Origin of the sequence: Bartonella sp. OC16QHHD, from assembly GCF_042194035.1 — a bacterium.
GTDB lineage: Bacteria > Pseudomonadota > Alphaproteobacteria > Rhizobiales > Rhizobiaceae > Bartonella.
The window spans coordinates 1-24,430 of sequence record NZ_JBHIMJ010000014.1 but is presented as its reverse complement, the minus strand read 5'-3'; the positions used below and the strand labels follow the sequence as shown (position 1 = coordinate 24,430).

Sequence of the window (24,430 nt, the reverse complement as noted above, 5' to 3'; positions counted from 1 at the left end):
ATGCTAAATATTTTTTTAATAAGTGATAGGTCTGAAAGAAAAGGCTTGCTATGTCAGAGATAATAACGATTTTAAATGGTCCTAATTTAAATTTTCTAGGTCAACGTGAGCCAGAAATTTATGGAACTGAAACTCTAGAAGATATTGAAAAAAGATGCAGAGAATGGGCAAAAAAAAATGATATCATAATAAATTTTTATCAAAGTAATTGTGAAGGGCAATTAGTAGCATGGATACAAGAAGCAATAGAGGCAAGTTCTGGATTGATCATTAACCCAGCGGCTTACAGTCATACATCTGTTGCACTTCTTGATGCCCTAAAAATGTTTTCAGGGCCGAAAGTAGAAGTTCATTTATCTCATATTTATCAGCGTGAAGCTTTTCGTCACCATTCTTATACATCTGCAGGTGTAGACGCTATCATAACTGGGTGTGGAGGTGATGGATATCGGTTTGCACTTGAGTATATTGCAAAACAATTAAGCAAAACAATTAAATTGTGATAGGTAAAGAGTAAGCGTTTAATAAGAGTAATATAGGCATTTAATTCTCTTGATAATTATTTTCAAATCTGTACAATGTGAGGTATATATTTATGACAGTTTTTAGTGCGTATGACGGGGGTAAATAGAGATGAAAAGCTTTGTTAGACAATTAGAAATGCTTGTGATTTTAGGGGGAGCACTGCTTTTGTCTGGTTGTAAAATTGATGTTATGCAGCCATCAGGTTATGTTGCACGTCAACAGCTCATTTTGATCGTTGTTTGTGTGGTGGTGATGCTTTGTATTGTTATCCCAGTTATGGTGAGTGTGGTATTTTTAGCTATAAAATATCGTGCATCGAATATGAAAGCGGACTATTCTCCTGATTGGGCACATTCAAATAAAATTGAAGCATTTATGTGGGGTATTCCAGTTGTAATTGTAATGGTTTTAGGTTCATTAACAGCTTATTATACCTATAAGCTTGAACCTACAAATCCTCTTCCAGTGGAAGTTGTAGGTGAAGGAAAGCCATTACAGATTGATGCTGTTGCTCTTGATTGGAAATGGCTTTTTATTTATCCTGAATACGGTGTTGCATCGATTAATGAGATTTATGCGCCTGAAGGACGTCAAGTTTTATTGCAATTGACGTCAGAGAATTCTGTCAATGCTTTTTGGGTTCCCAAATTGGGTACAGTTCTTTACGCTATGCCGCAGATGAATGCTAAGTTGCATTTGGTCGCTGAAGAGCAAGGAGTATTCAAAGGAGCCTCAGCAAATTATAGTGGTGATGGTTTTTCGGGTATGCGGTTTAAGTGGTATTCTGTGTCTTTGCAGGATTTTGAGGATTGGATTGTAAAAGCTCGGGCTAATGGTCGAGTACTTGATCGTTCATCTTATCGTCAACTTTCTATTGCGCCTCGTATGGGTGATATTGCTGCGAAGGAAAAAGATGCTGAAGTTCGTTATTTTGCACCTGTTGAGAAGCGGCTTTACTATCGTGTTGTTAATCGATGTGTCGATGAAAAGACGGTATGTAATGAAGATTTAATGAAACGTGCTGCTGCTCAGACGCTATGGGGTGCACTATGTTCAGTATTTGATCCTGATGTTATTTAACAGAGTCAATAAAGTAAAGAGCCCTTTTAACAAAGGTTTCTTTTAAACTTGAATTTCATTTGAAATGGGTTGAGAAATGTTTGGAAGACTTACAGATCCTACGGCAGGTGCTTTTCATGCGCTTGCACATGAACCGATCGTTTTGTATACATGTATTGCGATTGTTTTGGTTGGTTTAATTGCTGTTATTGCTCTAACAGTACTTGGGTGGTGGGGGATTCTATGGCGAAATTGGATTACAACGGTTGACCATAAACGCATAGGTATTATGTACATCGTTCTTGGAATTATTATGCTTGTTCGCGGTTTTGCGGACGCACTTATGATGCGAACGCATCAAGCTTTAGCTCTTGGGAGTGAAACAGCAGGTTATTTGCCCCCTGAGCATTTTGATCAAATTTTTTCGGCGCATGGTACGATCATGATTTTTTTCATGGCCACGCCTATTTTATTTGGTCTTTTTAATTATCTTATACCGCTTCAAATTGGTGCGCGTGATGTTGCTTTTCCCTTTGCAAATAATCTAGGTTTTTGGATTACGGCTGCAGGGGCGATATTGATTAACATATCCCTAGGTGTTGGGAATTTTGGTCGTGGTGGTTGGTTGATGTATCCACCTTTTACAGAATTGCAAACGAGTCCAGATACAGGGGTAGATTATTATTTATGGTCACTTCAGCTTTCTGGTATTGCAACAACAATGGGATCAGTGAATTTCATTGCAACGATGATTAAAATGCGTGCTCCTGGAATGACAATGATGAGAATGCCTATTTTTTGTTGGAGTGCTTTTGTCAGCAATGTTCTTATTGTAGTCATTTATCCTGTTTTGGCTGTAGCATTTGCACTCTTGGCATGTGATCGTTATTTGAACATGAATTTCTTTACCAATGTTGGTGGCGGAAATCCGATGGTATGGATTAACTATGTTTGGGTTTTTGGTCATCCTGAGGTTTATGTTTTGGTTGTTCCTGCTTTTGGAATTGTTTCTGAAGTTGTATCAACTTTTTCTTCAAAACGCCTCTTTGGTTATACTTCAATGATATGGGCCATGTTGGTTATTTTGATTCTTTCGCTTCTTGTTTGGGGACATCATTTCTTCACAATGGGTGGGGGTGAAGCTGTAAATACCTTCTTTAGTATTGCTACGATGATTATTGCAGTTCCAACCGGTGTAAAAGTTTTTAATTGGCTGCTTACGATGTATAGAGGTCGGATTCGCTTTGAGCCTCCTATGCTTTGGTGCATGGGTATGATCTTTACATTTGTTGGTGGTGGATTAACAGGTGTTTTATTATCTATTGTTCCTGCTGATTGGCAGTTTCATAATTCGCTCTTTTTGATAGCACATTTCCATCATACAATTATTGGAGGTGTGGTTTTTGCGTACTTAGCGGGGATTGCATTTTGGTTTCCAAAAGTTTTTGGTTATAAACCAAATCGCATACTAGGTATTACATCTTTTTGGTGTTGGTTTATTGGTTTTTACCTTGCCTTTTTCCCCGTTTATGCGCTTGGTTTAATGGGGGCGACGCGTCGTCTTCAGCATTACATGGAACCTAGTTGGCAGCCGATGTTTATTATTGCTGCATTGGGTGCTTGTATTATCTTACTTGGTATCCTTTGTTTCGTGCTACAGGTTGTTTTGGCGATTTGGTACGGTATTAAGCATAAAGGGCACTTACCGGTAACATTAAATGATTCTTGGGGTGATGCACGTACACTTGAATGGTTTACCTCTTCACCGCCTCCTTCCTATAATTTTGCCCTCCTTCCAAAGATACAGTCTGATGATGCTTATTGGAATATGAAGAAAAGTGGTTATCAACGGCCGACAAGTGGATTTACAAAAATTCATATGCCATCGAATACATCGGCTGGAATTATTGCTGGCTTCTTCTCATTAGTTGTTGGTTTTGCGCTTGTTTGGCATATTTGGTGGCTTGTTGCGGTTGGACTGGTTGGTTTTATCGCAACGCTTGTGTGTCATTCATTAACAGGTGATCATCATGGTTACTATATTCCAGCTGAAGAAGTGCAAAAAACTGAAGATGCCTTTACGGCTGTTCTTAAAGAACGAGGAGTAATAGTATGAGTGCTGTAACAATGAATAACGCGAGCACTATAGATGAACTTCACCACGATAGTAGCTCGGTAATGACGTTTGGTTTTTGGGTCTATATTCTTTCAGACTTAATCCTGTTTTCGACACTGTTTTCAAGTTTTGCTGTATTTTCTGCTTCTTATGGTGGTGGTAAAGCGGGCAGTGAGTTTATAGATTTAAAGTTTGTTTTGGTTGAGACTGCTTTCTTGTTGTTTTCATCCGTCACTTATGGCTTTGCAATGGTACAAGCACATAAAAATAACATCAGTGGTGTGCGTTTATGGATGGCTATTACCTTTGTATTGGGGTGTTGCTTCATTGGTATGGAACTTTACGAATTTCATGAACTTTTGAGTGAGGTTTTTTATTTCGATCCAAATGCTTATGCGGGTATTGATCCTGCAACAGGTTTACAGCTTTTTGGACGGGAAATTCTCTCTGCTTATTGGTCAGCATTTTTTGCTTTGGTTGGCACCCATGGACTTCACGTAAGTGTTGGCCTTCTTTGGATGGTTGTGATGTTTTTTCATCTTCGTCGTAATGGCTTAGATCAGAACAATAAGACACGTTTAGCATGCCTTTCCATTTTTTGGCATTTACTTGATATTGTATGGATTGGTGTTTTCACCATGGTTTATCTATTAGGAGCGTTGTGATGAGCGTGCAAAATGAAACACATGGTCCCAGTACTGGTTCCTATTTGGTTGGTTTTATTCTGGCTGTATTTTTCACTTTGGGTTCTTTTATTCCTGTGATGTATGGAATGATGGAAAGTTGGGCAGTTAGTACAAAGGTTGCGTATCTTATTGGGATGGCGATTATTCAGATTATAGTACAAATTGTTTTCTTTTTGCACTTGAATTCTGGTCCAGACGCCAAGTGGAATTTAAGCGCGTTGTGGTTTGCTGCTATTTGCGTTTTTGTTATTATTGGGGGAACTTGGTGGGCTATTTCTCATTTGAATTATAATATGATGGGTGGTTCAGGACGTGTTATTGAACCGGAAATATCAAGTAGAGATGATTCTTCAGTGTCTGAGCAGTTATCAACCAAAGATATATCCGTAAGAAAACAGCCAGAAAAGATACAGGGCTCAGAGGTTTCGATGGAGCAAGGTGTAAGTACGCAAACTCCTGTAGATCAAGCACCTGGTTCAGAAATGCCCATGGGGCAGGGTCTAAGTACGCAAACTCCTGTAGATCAAGCACCTGGTTCAGAAATGCCCATGGGGCAGGGTCTAAGTACGCAAACTCCTGTAGATCAAGCACCTGGTTCAGAAATGCCCATGGGGCAGGGTCTAAGTACGCAAACTCCTGTAGATCAAGCACCTGGTTCAGAAATGCCCATGGGGCAGGGTCTAAGTACGCAAACTCCTGTAGATCAAGCACCTGGTTCAGAAATGCCCATGGGGCAGGGTCTAAGTACGCAAACTCCTGTAGATCAAGCACCTGGTTCAGAAATGCCCATGGGGCAGGGTCTAAGTACGCAAACTCCTGTAGATCAAGCACCTGGTTCAGAAATGCCCATGGGGCAGGGTCTAAGTACGCAAACTCCTGTAGATCAAGCACCTGGTTCAGAAATGCCCATGGGGCAGGGTCTAAGTACGCAAACTCCTGTAGATCAAGCACCTGGTTCAGAAATGCCCATGGGGCAGGGTCTAAGTACGCAAACTCCTGTAGATCAAGCACCTGGTTCAGAAATGCCCATGGGGCAGGGTCTAAGTACGCAAACTCCTGTAGATCAAGCACCTGGTTCAGAAATGCCCATGGGGCAGGGTCTAAGTACGCAAACTCCTGTAGATCAAGCACCTGGTTCAGAAATGCCCATGGGGCAGGGTCTAAGTACGCAAACTCCTGTAGATCAAGCACCTGGTTCAGAAATGCCCATGGGGCAGGGTCTAAGTACGCAAACTCCTGTAGATCAAGCACCTGGTTCAGAAATGCCCATGGAGCAAGATCCAAATACGCAGTTTCCTGTGGAGTAGTTGTTAGAAATATCTACGGAGCTCTGATGCGGCATGTATCAGCTTCGTAGAAGAAATTCGTAAGATATAAAGCAGGAGATAAGTACAAGATATCAGTGGAATGAGTATCATTATTTTGAATATACTTTTAATTTAAAAGAGAAAGTCCGTGGGGTATTTAGTCAATCTTTAATTTTTGAGACAAATAGCTATTTGTAGAATATACAAAAAGTGATGTTTGTAAAATTTACTACAAAGAAAGAGAATGTGTGAAACAAGTTTTTATATTGTGTGAGATAAAAAAGCTACGAAGCAGTAATATTTTTAGATTTAAAGAATTTATATTAAAGATAGCATTAAAATTATTTGTAATAATAATATGTAATTGAAATCAAAAATTTAGAGAATAATCAGAAAATTTAATGAAAACCGTTGCAATGACAGTTATAGGTGCTGGTTCTTTTGGTACTGCATTAGCGATAGCTCTTGCCCGTAATGGTCATAATGTTTTACTTTGGGGATATAGTCCTCAACATATCAAAGAATTACAGGAACAACGTTGTAATCAAGTATATTTACCCGATATTCGATTTCCTGACAATTTATTACTTGAAGCTTCGCTTGAAACTGCTATAACAGCAAGTCACAATATATTAATCGCTGTTCCAAGCCATGTATTTCATCAAGTTTTGTATAATATTCAGCCTTATTTAGATCAGCATTCACGCGTTATTTGGGCGACAAAAGGTTTAGAACATGGTACCGGACGTTTCTTACAAGAGGTTGCTCGTGAGATTTTAGGTGAAAAAATTCCTTTAGCTGTTTTTTCTGGACCAACTTTTGCTCAAGAACTAGCTATTGGTTGGCCTACTGCAATGACGATAGCAGCTTCTGATGTTGAGTTTGGTAAAGAATTGCAGCAACTTTTTCATTGTGACAAAAGTTTTAGAGTTTATAAAAGTTCAGATATGATTGGTGTTCAATTAGGGGGAGCAGTCAAAAATGTTATTGCTATTGGTGCAGGAATATCAGATGGTATAGGTTTTGGGGCAAATGCACGAATAGCTCTTATCACACGAGGACTAGCTGAAATCAGTCGTTTAGGGGGGGCTATGGGTGCTGAGCTTTCCACATTTATGGGAATGACAGGCTTAGGTGATCTGGTTTTGACATGTACTGATAATCAGTCACGTAATCGTCGTTTTGGAATACTTCTTGGTAAAGGAATAGATATAAAAGAAGCGGAAAAACAAATTGGTCAGGTTGTGGAAGGATACTTGAATACCAAGGAAGTACATACGTTGGCGCAGCGTATTGGGGTAGAAATGCCCATTGTAGAACAAATTTATCAAATTCTCTATTGTGGTAAAAACATAACTGAAGCGGCAAACACATTATTAAGCCGCGCCCTCAAGGACGAAATACAATAATATCCTGTTTTTTAATAATTCAAATCATAAAAAATAGAAACATGCTATGATAGACATATAAAATAGATTGTATTGATGGTTGTATAAGGTAGTCATATTCCAGCAAATTATAGATTCATATCATTCGATTCTTTATGAAACATGGCTGAAATATAAAAGTTTTTGCTTTTGTCTAAGAGCTATCTCTTTGAAGATAAATTATCCGTTTCCACTTACACATGTTTGTGTAATGTAATGAACAAGATATTTTTATTGTCTCTTAAATTCATCTCACAATGATATTTGCAAACAGAATAATACAAGACTCATTAGGTAGAAGCATCTTATTTATATAACGTATAAGCTAAGAATATCGGGGCAGGGATATTGTGTATCTCTGTTTTTGTAATTCTTTAAAACAAGAAGACAATCTGTTTTGGGAAGAAGATGAAATTTTAAAGATGAAAACTAGTTCCCATTTCTACAATCATTTTTAAATTCAGTTTTACGCTATCTAAAGCAATATCTTTTAAATAATGGAGATTATCTCACACCTTTATTTTTCTCATTTTCTAATGAAAGCATTTCCCTGATGTGTCAGGTAAAATAGAACGCCCAAAAAAACACGATTGCTGTTATATATTCACGCGCTTGTTTTAAAGAGATCTCTCTTAAAACTCCCAAGTCTAATTCGCGACGGTGACCGTGAATAGTGTAACGATAAAGCCATTGTGCACATCCCCATTTTTACGTTTATGAAGGAGGAAGCCGATCATCATTACACCCCCCAATGTTGAGACAGCTCTAGGTACTTGAAGCTGTTCAGTAGAGATATTTAAGCCTTTTATTTTCTCACATATCAATTCTGTTTTTTATATGCAAGAAATGATTTTTGGAATTATAACTTTGAAAGTCTAAGATTGAAAAAAATGTTATTGTACTTGTTTGTGGCTGTCATTTAAACTGAAAGAATAATCTGATTATAAAGATAATAAATTGGTTTATATGAATAATTTATTTTTGTATTGAATTAATTAAAAATATGCGTTTACTTGTCACAAGTAGATTAATATGTGGATAAAAATTATTAAAGATACTTCTAATGAATCATCTCAAGTGTCAAGGGTTGTTTCAATATGAGAACATGGCAAGTAAAATGACGGTGTCGGTTTGTCATCTGTATAAACATTAAAATGGTGGTGAAAAAAGGATTTTATGTACTTCACAGGGATTTTTATACGTTTTACAGGTACCATTGTGAAATGGAATGGCGTGCATTGAGAGATATCTTTAAAAAAATGCATGAAAGAGCAACAGCTATAGTATTTTTGGGCGTTCTATTTTACCTGATACATTAGAGAAATGCTTTCATTAAAGAATAATAGTAAGATTAATGATTGATTTCTTTACGCCTTCATATTCATCCTAAATTAGATTGTATTTGCGTTTCAAGAATAAATCAAACGGTAGGAATATTTTTTTCAATTTTCTACACAAAAGCTGAAACTAAGGATTTTAATAATTCTCTAATCTCTTTTTCAAAATACGGTGGCATGAGGGCTGAGGATTGATTTATAAGCAACGACAAAAGCGTATGCTTTAGTAAGGTAAATAACGTCATAAAATACAAAATTTATCAACCATGGATTGAAGAAATATTCCGGATTTTTATAAAATATTTTGCGAAACAGGGCATCGTACATCTGGTTTTGTATTGACTTATTCTTACAAATATTTGCACATATTCCTTACGTCATATTATTATAAGTCAATACACTATTATATAGCTGAGAAAGTACTCAATACCCGATTAAAGCACTATGCACATGATTGATTTTATTTTTTAGTGCAATGAAATAAAATTTATCCTTCTTGGGAATCGTCACTTTTTTTCAGTTCTTCAAGTATTGGCATAGACATGATGTTATATCCTGAATCAACATAATGAATTTCACCTGTAACACCTGATGATAAGTCAGAGAGTAGATAAAGAGCAGATTTTCCAATTTCATGAATATTTACGGTACGCCGTAATGGGGCATTACGCCGTTGATGTGAAAATATTGCACGTGCAGCTGCAATACCATTACCTGCTAAAGTTCTAACAGGACCAGCGGAAATCGCATTGACACGGATATTTTGAGGACCAAAGTCCGCAGCTAAATAACGTACCATAGCTTCTAAAGCTGCTTTAGCAACACCCATGATGTTATAATTAGGCACAACTTGCTGTGAAGCACCATAGGTAAGAGTTAAAAGTGTTCCTCCATTGGGCATAAGCTTACCGGCGCGCTGGGCAATTTCAGTAAAGGAATAAGCTGAAATAACCATCGTGCGTTGAAAGTTTTCACGTGTTGTAACATCAACGTAACGCCCTTTTAGCTGAGTTTTATCTGAAAAACCAATGGCATGGACAATAAAATCAATTGTTTTCCATTCTTTTTCAAGTTGCTCAAAGACGTAATCAATATTTTCACTTTTTTCAACGTCACACTCTAGCACTAATTTGCAGCCAAGTTTATCTGCTAGGGGATGAACACGTTTTCCAAAAGCATTTCCTTGATAAGTCAACGCTAATTCCGCTCCTGCTTGTGCGAGCTGACAGGCAATGCCCCAAGCAATTGAATGGTCATTCGCAATTCCCATAATAAGGCCGCGTTTGCCCTCCATCAAACCTTTCATATTATTCTCCGTAAGACCGTACTTTTTTCAATTACTAAGAGCTTTTGTTTATACATAATGTTGGAAAACAAGCGTTGCATTGGTACCGCCAAAGCCAAAAGTATTCGACAATACGGTATTCAGTTGTTGATGATCACGTCGTTCACGAACGATTGGCATATCAGCAAAAGCTGGATCAAGTTCTTCAATATGGGCACTTTCACAAATAAAATTATGATTCATCATTAACAATGTATAGATTGCTTCGTGAACACCTGCTGCTCCCAAGGAATGTCCTGTTAGAGACTTGGTAGCGGAAATGGGGGGGCATTGATCACCTGCTCCAAAGACACGACGGATAGCTTCTATCTCAGGAGGATCACCAACAGGAGTTGCTGTCGCATGGGGATTGATATAATCAATTTTATTATTGACTGTTGCAAGAGCCATGCGCATGCATCGTTCTGCTCCCTCTCCTGATGGGGCAACCATATCATGTCCATCGGATGTCGCACCGTATCCAACGATTTCTCCGTAGATTTTTGCACCACGTGCTTTAGCAAGTTCTAAATCTTCAAGGACTAAAACGCCAGCCCCTCCAGCAATGACAAAACCATCACGATTAACATCATAAGCACGTGAAGCTTTGTGAGGGGTGTCATTATATCTGCTGGACATAGCGCCCATGGCATCGAATAAAACAGATAGTGTCCAATCCAAATCTTCGCAGCCACCGGCAAAGATGCGCTTCTGTTTACCATATTGAATCATTTCGTAAGCATTACCAATACAATGATTGGAGGTAGCACAAGCTGAAGAGATTGAATAATTGATCCCCTTTATTTTAAAGAAAGTTGCTAATGTTGCAGATGCTGTAGAACTCATCGCTTTAGGGACAACAAAAGGTCCAACACGTTTTGGACCTTTTTGGCGTGTAATGTCAGCAGCTTCTACGATTGAATGTGTTGAAGCACCTCCAGAACCCATAATAATACCCGTGTGTTCGTTCGACACTTCATGCGGTTCTAGACCCGCATCAGCAATTGCTTGATCCATGGCGATGTGATTCCATGCTGTTCCACGCCCATGAAAACGTAGAGCACGTCGATCTACGAGTTCTTCTATATTAATATCGGGCTTGCCATAAACTCTGCTACGAAAGCCTAATTCAGCATATTGAGGTGCGTAAGAAATTCCGGATTTTGCTTCACGTAAACTGGTTAAAACAGCTCCAGGGTTATTTCCAATTGCGGAGACAATTCCCATTCCGGTTACAACAACTCGACGCATTCATACCTCCTCGTTCCATACAGAATAGTGAAAAGTTCTTTCTGACGGAAATAACGTTCAATCTTCTTTGAATAAAGCAACGCGTAAATCGTTCGCCTTATAAATAGTCTCTCCATCTGCTTTTAGCCACCCATCAGCTATTCCTAAGACTAAATTTCCACGTCGAATACGCTTAAAATCTATTTCATATTCAAGAATTTTGGTTTGTGGAGTTACCATCCCTGATAACTTTACTTCACCTGTTGATATTGCTCTTCCTTTGCCTGGTTCGCCTAGCCAACCAAGAAAAAAACCTGTTAATTGCCACATACCATCCAGTCCAAGACATCCTGGCATGACGGGATCGCCTATAAAGTGACAATTAAAGAACCACATGTCTGGTGTAATGTCAAATTCGGCGCGAACCATTCCTTTATCGTATTTACCATCAGTTTCACTAATTTGAGTGATTCGATGAATCATTAACATTGGCGGTGCTGGCAATTGCGCATTACCTCTACCAAACATTTCGCCGCGAGCGCAGCTTAGAAGCTCTTCATAAGTGTAGCGAGACTTTTGTTCAGCCATTGTTACTCCATTTATTTGCATATATCTTTATTTCTGCGCTTTTCCCAACCTACTTTTAGAGCAAATTTTAAAGAGAGGGAAATGATTTTATATCATTTTTAATGACAAAAGCCTTTTTTTATGTATTCTACATAGGTAATTATTTAAAAATGGAATACAAGATTACACCATACTATTCCCATTTTTTTGTATTTTGATCTTATTTAGCAGGAATATATTTGGGTTTGTAATATGTCAGTGAGTGCAGACAATTTAGATATGAATGAAGAGCAGCAGTTCACAAAAGAGTGTGGAAAAATTGTGCAATATTATTCCATTTCTATGTTAGAAAAACGTTTGCGTCAAAATGGTCTGCGTCCAACACGTCAGCGGTTGGAACTTGCACATATGATTTTTTCTCAAGGAAATCGTCATATTACTGCTGAAGAGCTCTATGAGGAAGCGGTGAGGGCAGGTGTACCTGTATCTTTAGCAACGGTTTATAATACGCTTCATCAATTTACGGAAGCGGGATTATTACGGATTATTGCCGTAGAAGGCTCAAAAACTTGGTTTGATACCAATACCTCTGATCACTACCATTTTTATATAGAAGGCGAAAATCGTATTCTTGATATTCCTTATAATTTGGAAGAAGCTCCCATTATTAGAAATTTGCCTAAGCCACCAGAAGGTATGGAAATTTCACATGTTGATTTAATCGTGCGATTGAAACCAAAAAATCAATCTTGTGATAGGCAGTGAGGATATTCAATGAGGAATAAAAATTAAACTTGTTGAGTTTGAGTATTCACCAACCTTTTACTTTTTCATCAGGATAGATTCCCCATAACTGGGGTTGCTGAAGCCATCCGCGCGTATTATTAATGTTTAGTTCGCACCATTGTCCATCACATTGGCGGATGTTACCAATGACGTTAGGTTCTACTTCCGCCACAAGTTCTGCGTTATCGGTGGGGTTTTTTCGTAGCATCAGCCTTTTTGTTTTATCTTTTTGCCATGGAATAGTTATAGCAGTTCGCTTTCCCGATAAAAGCGATTGATACACCCATCCCTCATCGCCTTCTGCATCACGAATTTTGCGCCATTGATCATATTCTTGAATGATTTCAATAGGTAAGCCCTTCTTTTTGTAGGTGAAAATGATAGAATAGTTGCTTCCTGGTCCGACGCGTACATTAACGCTGGTGGGTTTAATCGAAGCAAATCGCGGAAGTGGTAAACCACTGGGCCCTAAATTTTGATTAAATGTTTGTGCATGCAACAAATGAGGTGAACCCAATACAATGACTATTGCTATTAAGATACATGATATGAGTATTGAAACGCGAGACCAACGAGAATTTTGCACACCGAACTCCTTTATTTCGTCATATATTGGAAATTTAAAATCTGAAAGATAAGACTGGAAACTGATAAAAAGTATGACACATTGCTCGTTAAAGAGATCTAAACGATGAAAAAATTGCTAAAAAAATATCAAAATAAGGAAAACAAAAGGTTTGTATTTCTTAGTGCTTATCTTGTTTATGAGGGGGTAGATATAAATAAACATGAGATTTTTATGTAGCTGTAGGCGTGATAAAACAGTAAAGTATACTGGAGCCTTGGCAGTTTTTGTACAGGAAATTAGGGCTAAAGTATTGCATCTCTTTTCTGAGTTTGTTTCTCAAAGTAAAAGTGCATGTATGCATATTATGAACAAAGAGCTGTTCAGTAAAGGGATTATTGTGTGGCTTGAAAAGAAGTTTTGAATGAACAAAATAATACGATAAATAAAACATTTAAGCGTAAAAATATGAGCAACATTTATAGAGTAGATTGATATATGAAGGGCTAACAGGATACTTTTTCGTGATAATTCATTTATAAAATTTGCTACACTCTAATTTTATGCCATGATAATGCTTATCCGTATGGTAGATAAGCTGGCTTCATCGTTCTATTTACCAGCTTTCAATGTTATGCTATTCCTATTATTTATGGTATTCATAAGAAGCCTTTTTGTTTTTTCTTAAATAGCTTTTATTCTATTTGCGGACGAATCCCGCTTATGATGTACAAGAAAATAATCTTCATTGATTCAATATGAGAAAGTGTTGAGAAACTTTAACTCGTTATTTAAATTTTAAAAACATTTCCATCAAAAATGGTAATAAAAGGCACATTCATCCATATTAAAACACAGTGTTTTCTCTGTTTATTGTCAATTTTCTTTTTCTCTAACTCAGTATAGAAGAAAGTTGAATGAAATAGAAAGGCTTATTCGATACACTGATGAGGGTAATTACATAAGTGATGAATAGAAGAAATTTATCAAGAAAAAAGAATCTATAGTGCAGTGGTTGAAATTCGTCATCCTTTAGAGAGACAGAATCAAGAGATATAAAAAGTTATGGAATTATATCGTTTCGTTACATAACTGAAGGGAAAGAGGATTATGAATTTGATATTATATTTTACACACAATCGCATATTGCGATAGTTATTTTTGTTTTGTAATCAGACCTAGGATGATCGAAAGATGTAGAATATTTAATGACAAAAAAGAAATTCATCATGAAACTTGTACATAAGAAGCAGTGATGTAAGAGATATCCAGAAGGAGAAAATTATAGCGAAAAGTGATAATAAAACACCCCGCACTCAATTTACATAGGAAAAAGTCGCTTAAATATCTCAAGTGTAGTTTGTTATCTATTTTTTGAAATATAAGAGTGAAATAAAAACCACCTCTATGATAGAAATCTTATTATTTTCAAATAACTAACATATTAGATAACATTGTACACAAAAACCTACACACAAGCAATTTATTGCAATCGCCTATGAAGATAAAATTTTCTAGTAGCTTACTATCTATTGCTTATGCAATTATATAATATTATAAAGTATATTACTTTACCGCAACAGTTCGTCCGTTACTAACAAAACCTTCTCTTTGTGCACGCTTACGAGCAAGCTTACGTGTACGACGAATAGCTTCAGCTTTTTCACGAGCACGCTTCTCAGATGGCTTCTCATAATAACTACGCATTTTCATTTCACGGAAGATACCTTCACGCTGCATCTTTTTTTTCAACGCACGGAGCGCTTGGTCAACATTATTATCACGAACGAGTACTTGCACTATCTATCCTGCTTTTTTCAGTGTCATAAATGATAGGAAAAAACCTACGTCCTTTTAAAGGCATATCCAAAAGGACAAGCGCTTATATCATATAAATAAGACATTTGTCTATATCGCTTTTTAAAATTCTATTTTTTTTATAATAAAACGCTTTTTATAATGAATGATAGAATTTACGGTTATAAATTTATGAAAGTCCTTGTATTTGATCATTTTCGTCAAGATGAATTTTTTCAGCCGTGGGATAATGGGGTAGTCCCGGCATGGTCATAACATCTCCACAAATGACAACAATAAAACCGGCTCCCGCACAGAGATGAACTTCTCGTATGGGAATTTCAAAATCAACAGGAGCGCCGTATTGCTTGGGATCAGAAGAAAAAGAATAAGGTGTTTTTGCCATACAAATAGGGTAGACGCCAAAACCTTCTTTTTCCCAAGTTTCAAGTTGTTTGAGAATAGGGGCTGAGATGATGGCGCCACGTCCACCGTATAGCTTTGTTATAATACAATTAATTTTTTGAACGAGTGGAATATCATCTTGATAGAGAACTTTAAAATCAGAATCGTGCTTTTCAATCAAGGTAACGAGTTCTTGTGCAAGTTCTATAGCGCCTTTTCCACCTTGTTCCCAATGCTTACAGATAATAGCTTTGTGTCCAGTTGTTGCAACTATTTTTTGTAATGTTTTTATTTCAGCATCGCTATCGCTGTCAAAATGATTGATAGCCACAACACAAGGAATACCGTAGTGCTTCATATTTTCTATGTGTCGTAAAAGATTGGCAGCTCCTTTTTCTAAAGCGGTGATATTTTCTTCTGTCAGGTTATTTTTATCCAGACCACCGTTCATTTTTAATGCACGAATAGTTGCGACGATCACTGTAACATTTGGTACAATACCTGCTTGCCTACATTTGATATTGAAGAACTTTTCTGCTCCAAGATCTGCTCCAAACCCTGCTTCGGTGACAACATAATCAGCAAGTTTTAAAGCAGTTTTTGTTGCTATAACTGAATTGCAACCATGAGCAATGTTGGCAAAAGGTCCTCCATGAACGAGAACAGGATTATTTTCAATTGTCTGTACGAGATTGGGTTGTATAGCATCTTTTAGAAGAACTGCCATTGCACCTTCCGCATTAAGATCAGCAACGGTGATGGGCGTTTTATCATAACGATAAGCAACAATAATTTTCTTGAGTCTTTGTGTGAGGTTTTCTAAATTTTCAGAGAGACAAAGAAGCGCCATAATTTCTGATGCAACAGTAATATCAAAACCTGTTTGGCGTGGAAAACCATTTGTTATGCCCCCCAATGAAATGACAATATCGCGCAATGCACGATCATTCATATCAAGAACGCGTTTCCAAACAATGCGACGTGGATCAATGTTTAGAGTGTTTCCCCAATAAAGATGATTATCTATCATTGCGGCAAGAAGATTATGAGCAGCTGTAATAGCATGAAAATCACCGGTAAAATGTAAATTAAGGTCATCCATTGGAATGACTTGCGCATAACCACCACCAGCAGCACCACCTTTTACACCAAAACAGGGACCTAAAGATGGTTCTCTCAAGGTAGCTATTGTTTTTTTACCAATAAGATTAAGAGCATCACTTAGTCCAACTGTTGTTGTTGTTTTGCCTTCTCCGGCAGGTGTGGGATTGATAGCTGTGACAAGGATAAGTTTACCATCTGGATTTTTATTAAGCGATTTTATGTATTCAGAAGAAATTTTAGCTTTATCATGACCATAGGGAATGAGATTTTCATGTGAGATACCAATTTTTTGTGCAATTTCAATAATATGTTGCTTTTTAGCAGTGCGAGCAATTTCAATATCAGTTTTAGGCATGGAAAAATTCTTTAAACTTAGCTTTTATTAACGTTTGGGATTTGTACCCCATGGATTAATTAGAAAAATTCATAGAGAACAGAAAAATATTAAGATATCATAGAAATCAATGATATGCCATGCAAGAGATAATGCTAAAGAAGCACAAGAAGAGTTTTATTGTTTTTTAGGAAAAAGAATCTTTTTGCTTTTAAGCAGTAAAAATACGTTTAATTCAATTAAAAATATTGCGAAAAGAAGCTTTGGTTTGCAACAAATGCTGATGATATTAATGGATACCATAAGTGTTTCATAGTAGTACGTTTGAGAAGTAGTTTATTTATTCTTTCCAACAACACACTGAAAAAGTTTCACATGGTGGTAAACCGGAATTTATGGCGGCACATCTGAAGTCCCTCTTAAGATGGGACTGCTAGGAATAAAATATCCAGAAGCATCCAGTTATGGAATAATTAGAAATAAGCACGTAAAAAATTACCTAACTGAGTAGAGAGTATAATCCGGAAGAGACCAAAAACAAGCGCATAGATTGAAAAAAGAAAACAACAACACACGCTACTCATGCAATCGCTACGATTATAAGCTAATAAAAGCACCTTAGAGCTGAATTGAAGAACTCATAACATCTTATTTTAGCAAAATGGCTAAAGAAACGACTCACAACAAAATGAAATGACAAAATACAAAATAACAAATCACAAAATAAAGAATTTAAAAAGTCTGACTTTATAAGAATTGTTGATGATGGCGCACCCGAAGAGATTCGAACTCCTGACCCCCAGATTCGTAGTCTGGTGCTCTATCCAGCTGAGCTACGGGTGCATACATTTCAATTTTTTACATTGTCTAAGACAAAGGGTTCCTAATCGTTTCATTAAAGAAATGCAAGTGAAACTTGGATAGTAATAAAAAAAATTCTCTTTTTTATGAGATATTTTAAAAAAGGATATAATATATTATGGCTTCAGTTGGTTTTGATATGAACATTTTTTTGTCATGACCATACAAAGCAATATGAACGATAGTTAACTTGACGTTTTAATCTATGAAAGATAGTCAAGCAGAGATGAGATGTGTTTTTTGCGGTGGGGGTAAGATATACACACCCGCTGTTGGGTTTTTGTGTAAAACGCCGATATTACTGTTGAAAACTATTTCAGATGAAGATGGCACAGCAAGGGCGGATGTATGGCGTTATTAAAAAAGAGCTTTCCATTGGTGTTTTTAATCGTTGTTTTAACGGTTACCTATTGGGCTGGAAAAAAGAGTGCGGACCAACCCATTTCTATGGTGGATAAAACAAGAGTATCGGATAAAGCTTCAAATGAAAAAATGGGAAGGCCACCGGTAAATGTTGTCGTTGATCTTGTAAAAGTTCAAGATCTTTATGAACAACTTAACGTTCTTGGGAGTGGAAAAGCTCTTGCAGAAGTCGAGCTTACCCCTTTATCCTCAGGTGTTATTGATAAGCTTTTTGTATCAGCGGGTACAAAAGTACAAGCCGATGATGTGATTGCAAAGCTTGATTCTAAAAAAGAAGAAATAGCGGCTGCAAAAGCAAAAGTGCAACGTGATAACAATGCGTTAACGCTTTCGCGCATTCTTAAATTACGCGCCAGCAATACAGCAACGGAAGTTCAAGAAATTATGGCACGCTTAGAGTTGGATAACGCAAATTTAGTTTTGCGTAATGCTGAATTAGATCTCGATCGGCGAACAATTCGAGCACCGATTCCTGGAGTTGTTGGTATTTTGCCCGTTGATGCGGGGAATAACGTGGCCCTTAATACTGTAATAGGCCGTATTGAGAATAGAGAACGTATTTTGGTCGATATATGGGCCCCTGAACGATACGTGTCGCGCATCCATAAAGGAGATGAGGTAACGGCAACGTTAATCGCGCAGCCAGATAGATCTTTTGTTGGTCATATTTATGCGATTGATAATATCGTTGATCCAGAAAGTCGCACACTTCATGTTCAGGTTGAAATCAATAATGAAAAAGATACGCTCATGTCTGGTATGTCCTTTTCTGTTTCCTTGCAGTTTCATGGTGGTTCTTTTCCTGTCGTTAATCCTCTTGCAGTTCAATGGAATAGTAAAGGATCATTCGTTTGGCGTGTGAGAGAAGGAAAAGTAGAGTCTATTCCCGTAACAATTATTCAGCATAAAGCGGATCAGGTTTTCGTGAAAGCTCCCCTAGAAAATGGTGATCAAGTTGTCATTCAAGGGGTGCAAATGCTTTATCCAGGAAGTAAAGTAACTATTGATGACCCAAAGTCTCATCAACAGCAATTATCAGTAGGTTATGGAACGGATATACAATGAGCCAAGAATTGAGCACAAAACAGCCTACGTCAAAGGTGGAGCAAGGTGGTCTCATTACCTTATTTATTCGCAGACCGGTTTTTACTCTTGTTTTGAATGCTATGATCATCATTGCAGGATTTGCAGCATGGTTAAATGTTGATGTAAGAGAATTACCCGATGTTGATACTCCCGTAACAACGATTGTGACGATGTTTTCTGGTGCATCGGCGGAAACAATTGATCGTGAAGTTACAAAAATTATAGAAGATGCTGTTTCTCGTGTTTCAGGTGTTAAGACGATTTCTTCAACGTCTTCTTTTGGACGCTCCCGTGTGAAGATTAACTTTAATGTCGGTGTTGATTTGAATGTTGCTGCATCTGATATTCGTGATGCTCTCTCTCGTGTTACCTATTCTTTACCGAAAGATGCGGATTTGCCTTTGATTATTAAAGCAGATTCGAATGCTGCTGCCATGATGTATTTGGTTGTAACGTCACCAACAATGAGTGTTGATGATTTAACCACGATTGTAAACGATCAGATTGTTGATGCTATTTCTGCTGTTGATGGTGTTGGTGATGTACAGGTCGATAGTGCTCGCACAAAGATTTTTCAGATTGATATAGATCAAGCAAAACTTGCAAGTTATGGATTAACTGTAGCAGATATTTCACGTGTTCTTGCTGATATGACAACAGATGTGCCAGTAGGGTCATTACGCAATTCTAAGCAAACTTTAGTTGTACGTGCTACTGCACGTTTAACAACACCAGAATCTTTTGAACAAGTTGTTTTAAAGCCTCATGTGCATCTTGGTGATGTTGCGCATGTTACTTTATCGCCGGATATAGAAACAGTTATTCTTCGTATCAATGGAAAGACAGGTATTGGATTAGGTATCGTGCGTAAAGCACAATCCAACACTCTTAATATTTCTGAAGGTGTGAGAGCCGTTGTTGATAATCTCAAAAGTATTGTTCCTTCTTCTGTAAATATAGACGTTATTAATGACGATGCAATTTTTATTAAAAGCGCTCTTCATGAGGTTGAAGTTGCTTTGGTCATTGCTATTTTGAGCGTTATCTTGGTCATTTTTCTTTTTCTCAGAGACATTCGTGTAACGCTGATACCTGCTTTATCTCTTCCTGTCACTTTGATTGGTACCATTGCAGCTATTTATCTTGTAGGGTTTTCATTGAATATTCTCACATTTTTAGGACTTGTTTTAGCAACAGGGCTTGTTGTGGATGATGCCATTGTTGTTCTTGAGAATATTGTTCGGTGGCGCAACATGGGATTAGGTTCCAGAGCAGCAGCGGTGATAGGAACACGTGAAGTATTTTTTGCTGTTTTAGCAACAACATTGACATTAGTGGCTGTGTTTGTTCCTATTTCCTTTCTTCCTGGGCAAGTTGGAGGACTTTTTAGAGAATTCGGTTTTGTTTTGGCAATTTCTATTTTGCTTTCTTCAATTGTTGCTTTAACGCTTTGTCCCATGTTGGCTTCACGTTTTCTCAAAGAACATATTGAGGAGAAAGAGGAAAAGTCCCATCATTATTTTACTTTTTTATATAAATTAGGTACTTTTTTTCATAAGGCATATACGTACAGTTTGCATAAGTGTTTAGAAAAACCTTGGGCTGTTGTTTTTGCTTCACTTATTTTTGGGGGGCTTTGTATTGGGGGCTATATGAAACTGCAACAGGAATTAACGCCAGCAGAAGATAGAGCTCTTATCTTTTTGGTCATTAATGGACCACAAGGTATTTCGATACAATATTTGAACGAGCAGGTAGAGCAAATTGAAGCAAGTCTACAGCCATTACGTGATGCAGGGGAGATTGCTAACAGTTACTCTATCGCGGGTATTGGAGGTTCACCCAATACTGCTTTTTTGATTTTATTGCTTTCATCTTGGAATAAACGTTTACGTAGTCAGCAAGAAATCGTGAAAGATGTTAATGCAAAGGTTAAACAGTTTCCCGCAGTTTTTGTGTTTGCTGCGCAGGGAAATTCTCTAGGTGTGAGCGGAACTGGGCAAGGGTTGCAATTTGCAATTCTTGGCAATGATTATGCAACATTACAACCCATTGCTGATAAGCTGGTTAGTGCTTTACAAGATGATCCGCGTTTTATTCGCCCACGCCTTACTGTTGATGCAACACAACCGCAATTTTTTATTGAAATCAATCGAAAAAAAGCCTCCGATTTAGGGATTGATATCACGAATTTGGGCGATACATTACAAGCAATGTTGGATGGTAAAAAGATTGGTTCCATTAACGTGGATGATCATTCTTACGATGTTAAATTGATATCGCGTACAAATTCTATGAAGAGTCCTAGCGATTTAGAAAATATTTTTTTAAAAACCAAAGACAATCGATATGTTCCTTTATCGGTTATTGCGCGTTTACATGAAAAAGCTATTGCTCCCCAACTAAAACGGGAAAAACGCATGAGTGCTGTTATTTTAAGCGCAAATCTTGCTCCAGATATTGCTTTAGGGGAAGCTTACCAAACTGTACAGAAAATTGCTTCTCCTTTGTTATCGAAAGGAACCTACTTGGTTCCCTTAGGGGAAGCCGAAACGCTTAATGAAACATCTTCCAATTTTATGATTGTTTTTGGCATTGCCTTTTTGATTATTTTATTGATTTTGGCTGCTCAGTTTGAAAGCTTTATTTCAGGATTCATTATCATGGCCACTGTCCCATTAGGGATTGGTTGTGCTGTAATTGCTATGCTATTAAGTGGTGTAAGTCTTAATATTTACAGCCAAATTGGATTAATTTTGTTAATTGGTGTTATGGCAAAAAATGGTATTCTCATTGTTGAATTTGCAGATCAATTACGCGATCAGGGAAGAAGCGTGCGTGAAGCCGTAGAAGAAGCAGCAAACATTCGCCTTCGTCCAGTTTGTATGACAATGATTTGTGCCATTTTAGGAGGTATTCCTTTGGTTTTGGCCAAAGGTGCTGGCGCAGAAGCTCGTATAGCTTTAGGTTGGGTTATCGTTGGTGGCTTAGGTTTAGCAACTATTTTTACGCTTTATGTTACACCGGTTGTTTATCTTTTTTTAGGGCGTTTTATAAGACCAAAAGCAGAAGAAAATTTACGCTTAATAAAAGAACTCAATCAAGTTAAATGATGTATATGATAGAAAAGATTTGAAAGTTTATTCTTGTAAAAATATCATTTTCGGATCTTATACTTTATATTTTGTATATTCCTTCATTTTTATGTGAGCAGTGAAAATAGCGATCAATAAAGGAGATGCTTTCTGCTTTGTTATTGTTTGGGCATAGATTTCATTATCAATAACCGTATAGGATAAGCTTATGGGAGATAGCTTTTCGATTCGAAATGAAATGGCTTTTGAAGCCACATTAAAAGCTTTAAGAAACCATGCCGCAAAGGATGGGGTCTATGATATTCGTCGGCATTTTGTAGAAGATGAACAGCGTTTTTCCCATTTTTCCCTCAGACTTGATGATCTTCTTTTCGATTTTTCAAAATGTGGTGTGACATTTAAAACATTGCAACTTCTAGATGATTTAGCTGTCGCAGCAGATGTGTTAGGCCGGCGTGACGCAATGTTTTCTGGTAAGGCTATTAATACAACTGAAAAACGCTCAGTTCTTCATATTGCGTTACGTTTACCTGCTGATGAAATTTTCATGTTGGATGGTCATAATCTTATTCGCGATATTCAAGACGTCCTTGAAGATATGGAAAGATTTTCTGAAAAGGTGCGTGATGGCAGCTATAAGGGAAACAGTGGCGAGAGAATAAGTGATATTGTCAATATTGGTATTGGTGGTTCTGATCTTGGTCCTGCAATGGTCACATATGCTTTAAAACCTTATCATGATGGTCCACAGTGTCATTTTGTTTCTAATGCTGACAGTGCCCATATTTCTGATACTCTCTCTATTTTGAATCCAGCAACAACGCTGTTTGTCATTGCTTCTAAAACTTTTACAACGGCTGAAACAATGGTAAATGCTCAAGTTGCACGTCAGTGGATTTGTTCACATTTAGGAGAAGAAGCCATTGGTACGCATTTTGTTGCTGTTTCAAGTGCGCTTGATAAAGTAGCAGAATTTGGCATAGATTCCACAAGAGTTTTTAAATTTTGGAATTGGGTGGGAGGACGTTATTCAATTTGGTCAGCCATTGGACTTGTTGTTATGTTTGCAATAGGTGGTGGAAATTTCCGCCAATTTCTCAATGGTGCATTGCAAATGGACCAACATTTTAAAACAATGCCTTTGCATAAAAATATTCCTATTCGTTTTGCTCTTTTAGGATTCTGGCATCGTGTTATTTGTGGTTATTCATCACGTTCTATCATTCCTTATGCACAGCGTTTAATACATTTTCCAGCTTATTTACAACAGCTTGATATGGAATCAAATGGTAAGCAAGTCTCGCTGGATGGAAAACCATTAAGTTTTTCAAGTGGTCCAATTGTTTGGGGGGATTCAGGAACAAATAGTCAACATGCTTTTTTTCAGCTTCTGCATCAAGGAACAGATATTATTCCTGTAGAATTTATTTTATTTATAAAAGGGCATGAGAAAAAATTACATTCTATGTATGAGATGTTGCTAGCAAACGGTTTAGCACAATCAAAAGCCTTGATGAAGGGGCGTAGTATTGAAGATGCTCGGCATATCTTGATAAAAAATGGAGTTGATGAGGGTGAAGCAGACCATTTAGCACGTCATAGAAGTTTTAAAGGAAACCGTCCCAGCATTACGCTGGTTCAAGATTCATTAACACCTTTTGCACTCGGTCGTCTTATTGCGCTTTATGAACATCGCACTTTTGTTGAAGGGATTTTAATGAATATTAATTCATTTGATCAATGGGGTGTTGAACTTGGTAAAGAATTAGCAAACGAGTTACTACCAATTCTTCGTGGAGAAAGTAAAGCGGATAATCGTGATAGTTCAACATTAGGGTTGCTAGCACATATTCAAGCAAGACGTGCAAAATAAATATAATTTTACAGTAGTTTTTGTACTAACTAAGCAAAAGTAGAATGAGAGAGAAATATGAGATAATTCTTTAATTTTACTATACGTTCTCTTATTATCTGGATTAGATTTATGTAACAGAAAATCAAAAAAGTGCAAAAATTGTAAAAATGAGAATTTATTCGCAAAAACGATAAAGACCTTTGAGAGGTCTTTGAAGACCCTTTGAGACCCCCCTTAAAATCCTTCGAAAAAAATAAATTGGTACAAAACCTAGTGTAGTTTGACACTAGGTTTTATACTAAGTGGGAAAAGGTGGGATTAGGTAGGAATACGTGATAATTTGTTGTTTTTATGTATAAAATTTAGCATTAAATGCGCGTTTTGTCAAAATAGATTTTGACACCTAAAATTGTAAAAAAGAGCGAAAAATAGTAAAAATTAGAAAAAAGAGCGTTTTAAAGGTAAAAATGAGAGAAGGCTTTGAAAGGTCTTTGAAAACCCTGTGAAAAATTTTGAAAAGTCTGTGAAAGCCCAGAAAACC

The 24,430-nt window shown here is 37.2% G+C and carries 16 protein-coding genes and 1 tRNA gene; 10 read left to right on the top strand and 7 right to left on the bottom strand.

The annotated features are described in order from the left end of the window. Positions 1 to 50: 50 nt before the first annotated feature. From aroQ to gpsA, 6 genes are all read left to right on the top strand, one after another. Positions 51 to 503 carry a type II 3-dehydroquinate dehydratase gene (gene aroQ, locus ACFIK1_RS01960; RefSeq protein WP_375632160.1) on the top strand — a complete coding sequence of 151 codons (453 nt, stop codon included), beginning with the start codon at positions 51 to 53 and terminating at the stop codon, positions 501 to 503. 130 nt (positions 504 to 633) lie between these two features. Then, positions 634 to 1,605 (top strand): ubiquinol oxidase subunit II, encoded by a 972-nt coding sequence (gene cyoA, locus ACFIK1_RS01955; RefSeq protein WP_375661962.1) that lies wholly within the window; start codon positions 634 to 636, stop codon positions 1,603 to 1,605. Positions 1,606 to 1,681: 76 nt separating this feature from the next. Further along, positions 1,682 to 3,700 carry a cytochrome o ubiquinol oxidase subunit I gene (gene cyoB, locus ACFIK1_RS01950; RefSeq protein ID WP_375617542.1) on the top strand — a complete coding sequence of 673 codons (2,019 nt, stop codon included), beginning with the start codon at positions 1,682 to 1,684 and terminating at the stop codon, positions 3,698 to 3,700. Then, a complete protein-coding gene (locus tag ACFIK1_RS01945; protein ID WP_375617543.1) occupies positions 3,697 to 4,365 on the top strand; it encodes a cytochrome (ubi)quinol oxidase subunit III in 669 nt (222 codons plus the stop codon). Before cyoB ends, ACFIK1_RS01945 begins: the two co-directional genes overlap by 4 nt. Beyond that, positions 4,365 to 5,693 (top strand): cytochrome o ubiquinol oxidase subunit IV, encoded by a 1,329-nt coding sequence (gene cyoD, locus ACFIK1_RS01940; protein WP_375661961.1) that lies wholly within the window; start codon positions 4,365 to 4,367, stop codon positions 5,691 to 5,693. The genes ACFIK1_RS01945 and cyoD overlap by 1 nt, the downstream gene beginning before the upstream one ends. A 401-nt stretch (positions 5,694 to 6,094) precedes the next feature. Continuing rightward, positions 6,095 to 7,102, top strand: coding sequence for an NAD(P)H-dependent glycerol-3-phosphate dehydrogenase (gpsA, locus tag ACFIK1_RS01935; RefSeq protein WP_375633702.1), 1,008 nt, complete (start codon positions 6,095 to 6,097; stop codon positions 7,100 to 7,102). Between the two features lie 1,842 nt (positions 7,103 to 8,944). Here gpsA and fabI read toward each other — a convergent pair. From fabI to fabA, 3 genes are read right to left on the bottom strand one after another with little or no spacing between them, the layout of a single operon-like run. Further along, positions 8,945 to 9,763: an enoyl-ACP reductase FabI gene (gene fabI, locus ACFIK1_RS01930; RefSeq protein ID WP_375634021.1), complete on the bottom strand. Its 819-nt coding sequence runs from the start codon at positions 9,761 to 9,763 to the stop codon at positions 8,945 to 8,947. 48 nt (positions 9,764 to 9,811) lie between these two features. After that, on the bottom strand, positions 9,812 to 11,032 hold the full coding sequence (gene fabB / locus ACFIK1_RS01925; protein WP_375661960.1) for a beta-ketoacyl-ACP synthase I: 1,221 nt from the start codon (positions 11,030 to 11,032) through the stop codon (positions 9,812 to 9,814). A 57-nt stretch (positions 11,033 to 11,089) separates the two neighbouring features. Next, the gene (fabA, locus tag ACFIK1_RS01920) at positions 11,090 to 11,599 is read right to left on the bottom strand and encodes a 3-hydroxyacyl-[acyl-carrier-protein] dehydratase FabA (RefSeq protein ID WP_273722474.1); all 510 of its coding nucleotides are present in this window, start codon (positions 11,597 to 11,599) and stop codon (positions 11,090 to 11,092) included. Positions 11,600 to 11,830: 231 nt separating this feature from the next. Here fabA and irrA point away from each other — a divergent pair, with 231 nt between their 5' ends. Continuing rightward, on the top strand, positions 11,831 to 12,343 hold the full coding sequence (gene irrA / locus ACFIK1_RS01915; protein WP_375610040.1) for an iron response transcriptional regulator IrrA: 513 nt from the start codon (positions 11,831 to 11,833) through the stop codon (positions 12,341 to 12,343). Between the two features lie 46 nt (positions 12,344 to 12,389). On the opposite strand, the gene ACFIK1_RS01910 is transcribed toward irrA, so the two are convergent. The 4 genes from ACFIK1_RS01910 to ACFIK1_RS01895 all read right to left on the bottom strand — a co-directional run bounded on the left by ACFIK1_RS01910 (position 12,390) and on the right by ACFIK1_RS01895 (position 17,412). Then, complete coding sequence (locus ACFIK1_RS01910) at positions 12,390 to 12,950, bottom strand: SH3 domain-containing protein (RefSeq protein ID WP_375661959.1); 561 nt, start codon at positions 12,948 to 12,950, stop codon at positions 12,390 to 12,392. A 1,545-nt stretch (positions 12,951 to 14,495) separates the two neighbouring features. Further along, positions 14,496 to 14,729, bottom strand: coding sequence for a 30S ribosomal protein S21 (gene rpsU, locus ACFIK1_RS01905; protein WP_012754552.1), 234 nt, complete (start codon positions 14,727 to 14,729; stop codon positions 14,496 to 14,498). A 187-nt stretch (positions 14,730 to 14,916) separates the two neighbouring features. After that, complete coding sequence (locus ACFIK1_RS01900; RefSeq protein ID WP_375661958.1) at positions 14,917 to 16,590, bottom strand: formate--tetrahydrofolate ligase; 1,674 nt, start codon at positions 16,588 to 16,590, stop codon at positions 14,917 to 14,919. A gap of 745 nt (positions 16,591 to 17,335) precedes the next feature. Next, positions 17,336 to 17,412, bottom strand: a tRNA-Arg gene (locus tag ACFIK1_RS01895). Positions 17,413 to 17,778: 366 nt separating this feature from the next. On the opposite strand from ACFIK1_RS01895, the gene ACFIK1_RS01890 reads away from it, so the two are divergent. From ACFIK1_RS01890 to pgi, 3 genes are all read left to right on the top strand, one after another. After that, positions 17,779 to 18,918 carry an efflux RND transporter periplasmic adaptor subunit gene (locus ACFIK1_RS01890; RefSeq protein ID WP_375661957.1) on the top strand — a complete coding sequence of 380 codons (1,140 nt, stop codon included), beginning with the start codon at positions 17,779 to 17,781 and terminating at the stop codon, positions 18,916 to 18,918. Continuing rightward, the gene (locus ACFIK1_RS01885) at positions 18,915 to 22,052 is read left to right on the top strand and encodes an efflux RND transporter permease subunit (RefSeq protein WP_375661956.1); all 3,138 of its coding nucleotides are present in this window, start codon (positions 18,915 to 18,917) and stop codon (positions 22,050 to 22,052) included. The genes ACFIK1_RS01890 and ACFIK1_RS01885 overlap by 4 nt, the downstream gene beginning before the upstream one ends. A gap of 190 nt (positions 22,053 to 22,242) precedes the next feature. Further along, positions 22,243 to 23,907 carry a glucose-6-phosphate isomerase gene (gene pgi / locus ACFIK1_RS01880; RefSeq protein WP_375633709.1) on the top strand — a complete coding sequence of 555 codons (1,665 nt, stop codon included), beginning with the start codon at positions 22,243 to 22,245 and terminating at the stop codon, positions 23,905 to 23,907. Positions 23,908 to 24,430: the final 523 nt, after the last annotated feature.

Excerpts from the sequence above, each read along its gene's own strand:
- cyoB (WP_375617542.1), top strand. The coding sequence starts at position 1,682 with ATGTTTGGAAGACTTACAGATCCTACGGCAGGTGCTTTTCATGCGCTT.
- irrA (WP_375610040.1), top strand. The coding sequence starts at position 11,831 with ATGTCAGTGAGTGCAGACAATTTAGATATGAATGAAGAGCAGCAGTTC.
- fabB (WP_375661960.1), bottom strand. The coding sequence starts at position 11,032 with ATGCGTCGAGTTGTTGTAACCGGAATGGGAATTGTCTCCGCAATTGGA.
- ACFIK1_RS01945 (WP_375617543.1), top strand. The coding sequence starts at position 3,697 with ATGAGTGCTGTAACAATGAATAACGCGAGCACTATAGATGAACTTCAC.
- cyoD (WP_375661961.1), top strand. The coding sequence starts at position 4,365 with ATGAGCGTGCAAAATGAAACACATGGTCCCAGTACTGGTTCCTATTTG.
- ACFIK1_RS01885 (WP_375661956.1), top strand. The coding sequence starts at position 18,915 with ATGAGCCAAGAATTGAGCACAAAACAGCCTACGTCAAAGGTGGAGCAA.
- ACFIK1_RS01900 (WP_375661958.1), bottom strand. The coding sequence starts at position 16,590 with ATGCCTAAAACTGATATTGAAATTGCTCGCACTGCTAAAAAGCAACAT.
- pgi (WP_375633709.1), top strand. The coding sequence starts at position 22,243 with ATGGGAGATAGCTTTTCGATTCGAAATGAAATGGCTTTTGAAGCCACA.
- gpsA (WP_375633702.1), top strand. The coding sequence starts at position 6,095 with ATGAAAACCGTTGCAATGACAGTTATAGGTGCTGGTTCTTTTGGTACT.
- fabI (WP_375634021.1), bottom strand. The coding sequence starts at position 9,763 with ATGAAAGGTTTGATGGAGGGCAAACGCGGCCTTATTATGGGAATTGCG.
- fabA (WP_273722474.1), bottom strand. The coding sequence starts at position 11,599 with ATGGCTGAACAAAAGTCTCGCTACACTTATGAAGAGCTTCTAAGCTGC.
- aroQ (WP_375632160.1), top strand. The coding sequence starts at position 51 with ATGTCAGAGATAATAACGATTTTAAATGGTCCTAATTTAAATTTTCTA.
- ACFIK1_RS01890 (WP_375661957.1), top strand. The coding sequence starts at position 17,779 with ATGGCGTTATTAAAAAAGAGCTTTCCATTGGTGTTTTTAATCGTTGTT.
- cyoA (WP_375661962.1), top strand. The coding sequence starts at position 634 with ATGAAAAGCTTTGTTAGACAATTAGAAATGCTTGTGATTTTAGGGGGA.